This window comes from Methanoregula sp., from assembly GCF_049686655.1.
Lineage (GTDB): Archaea > Halobacteriota > Methanomicrobia > Methanomicrobiales > Methanospirillaceae > Methanoregula.
This window is the reverse complement of the sequence record NZ_JBAVIG010000044.1, coordinates 1-2,472: the sequence shown is the minus strand read 5'-3', so window position 1 is coordinate 2,472 and position 2,472 is coordinate 1. Positions and strand designations below refer to the sequence as shown.

The following is a 2,472-nucleotide window of genomic DNA, read 5'->3' as shown; positions in this document are numbered from 1 at the left end:
GAAGGCAACAGACGCTCCCATCACCGGGATCAGCTCGCAGAGAGCGGCCAGGAACGAGTAAAAGATGACATTCCCGTAGCCGAGCAGGTAGAAGACCGGGAGTGAGATGAAGAATGTCAGCACAGCTATTGCGATCTGGACAACATAGATCGCATACAGCGTATCGGCAGTGACGGAAGAAAGCCGTTGCACGTACTGGCTGACTGCGGCCGGAAGACGATCCATGATCTTCTTTTTAAGTTCTTCCCCGTGGAGGAGCAGGACTGACAGGGTGAAGAAGAAGATGAATGCCTTGAAGGCGATAAAGGTCAGGTCATCGATGAGCGTTGCACGGTAATCGAGGAAGATGGAATTTCCCGTGTTCAATAAACTGATGAGCCCTGATTTGAGAGGAAAACCGAATACTTCGGGCTGGGTGGAGGCACTGCCAAGCCAGGTACCGATCGTGGAGAATATCCCGGAGAGGGTCGCGGTGTTGGACGAAAGGATGGCAAGCGTACAATATGCGAATATCCCGCTGGCACCGATGACCCCGGCCGTAACGAGGATTGCCGAGAAGACGGGGCGGACACGCCGTGACAGGTAATGGTGTACCGGCAGGAGGACGATGGCAAGGGATGCCCCGAGCAGGACCATGTCCATGATCGACCAGAAGAGGATGATAGCGGCAAGGGTCAGGACGACCATGAGGATAAACGGGATCTGGTCGTTGCGGAACACGTACATATCTGGTTACCTATTGTTCGGGGCCCGGAATTAAAAGGGTACGGGTGCCGGAGGGGAGAAAGAAAGAACGATATCCATAACCATATAACATTATCCATCACGTGGTGATCAGATGAAGCGGACCGAGCATCTTGCCATGATCGCGCACGACATGGGGCTCATCTTCGGGTTCCTCGGAATCGCATCCCTGGTACCGTTCCTTGTTCTCATTGTCTTCCACGAATGGAACCTCATCCTCCCCATGGCTACAGCCCCCCTGACATTCCTGGTCCTGGGATTCCTTATATCGCATGTGCCGTACAAGGATCTCGAACCCTCCTTCTCCGCAACCCTCTCGGCAGTTGCGCTCTCCTGGCTTGCGATCGCCTTTATCGGGGCACTGCCGTTCGTGTTCGGGCTTCACATGACCTATCTCAACAGCGTCTTTGAGGCGATGTCCGGCTGGACCGGCACGGCCTTTACCATGATCCCTTCTCTCGACCTTGCGCCAAAGACCCTTCTTTTCTGGCGATCGTTCATGCAATGGATCGGGGGGATCGGGATCATTGTCTTTGGGGTCTCTCTCCGCCGCAAGACCCGTGCCTCCCTCTTCCGCATGTACCGGGCCGAAGGCCGGGAGGACGAGCTGGTATCGGCCACCGTCTCCACCAGCCGCAGGATCTGGATGATCTACCTTGTCCTCACCTTTGCGTTCACCGGTCTCATCATGCTCATCGGCATCCCGTTATGGGATGCACTCAATCTCGTCATGACAACGATTGCAACCGGCGGTTTTACCCTGCATTCCACCGGGCTCGCCTATTACCACAACCCCCTCCTCGAAGTCCTCCTCATCCCGGTAATGATTGCCGGCGCCGTGCCGTTCAAGATCTTTTTCCTGCTCTACAGTGGCAAAGTCCGTGACATGTTCCGGGACCCGGCGGTCAGGATCCTTCTCCTGATCGCATTCCTGGGATCGCTTATTATCTCCTGCGATCTGTACCTGTTCGGGAATATTGCCCTTGAATCTGCGTTCAGGCAGGGTACATTCACGGCAATCTCCGGTATCTGTACCTGCGGTCTGCAGAATTCAGACCTCTCCTCCTGGCCCGCGGTCCCCTTTGCGATATTGACGATGATGGTCTTTATCGGCGGGGCAATGGGAAGCACGGCCGGCGGGGTCAAAGTGAACCGGCTGGCGCTTGCATACGCGGGTGTACGGTGGTGGTTCCGGCGGTTCTTTGTCAGCAGCCGGGTGATCGTACCCCTGAGGCTCGGGGGAAAAACAATTTCGCGGGAAATTTCCGATATCGCGATCTCCAAGAACCTGCTGGTCATCGTCATCTATGTACTTACAATCTTCCTTGCAACCATTGTCACGCTCCACCTTTATATCACGACATTCCGGCTGGACGAGGTGGTGTTTGAGATCGTCTCGGCACTGAGCAACTCCGGCCTGACCGTCGGCTTCATCAACACGGCAAGCCCGGTACCCGTCAAGTGGATCTTCATCCTGCTCATGTGGCTTGGCCGTCTGGAGATCGTGCCGGTCCTGATCATTGGCATGGGTATTGTTAAGGAGATCAAGGACGACATGGCACGCGATGAGGGTTCGGGTACGCACGAAGACAATACCAGTTCCTGATACCCTTGATCGTTGTGCAGCCGTACCTGCCTGCACCTGACTCCCTTATCTTGGTGTACCGCACATATAGTAGGAACAACGGTGGCAGATGGCAGAGATCAGGATAGTCGGCACGGCTCATG

The 2,472-nt window shown here is 55.4% G+C and carries 2 protein-coding genes; one reads left to right on the top strand and one right to left on the bottom strand.

The annotated features are described in order from the left end of the window. Nucleotides 1-726 (bottom strand): AI-2E family transporter (locus WBL42_RS04910; RefSeq protein WP_424720150.1); only part of this gene is annotated, 726 nt, incomplete at its 3' end. A gap of 112 nt (nucleotides 727-838) precedes the next feature. On the opposite strand from WBL42_RS04910, the gene WBL42_RS04905 reads away from it, so the two are divergent. Continuing rightward, the gene (locus WBL42_RS04905; protein WP_424720149.1) at nucleotides 839-2,350 is read left to right on the top strand and encodes a TrkH family potassium uptake protein; all 1,512 of its coding nucleotides are present in this window, start codon (nucleotides 839-841) and stop codon (nucleotides 2,348-2,350) included. The last annotated feature ends 122 nt before the right edge of the window (nucleotides 2,351-2,472 follow it).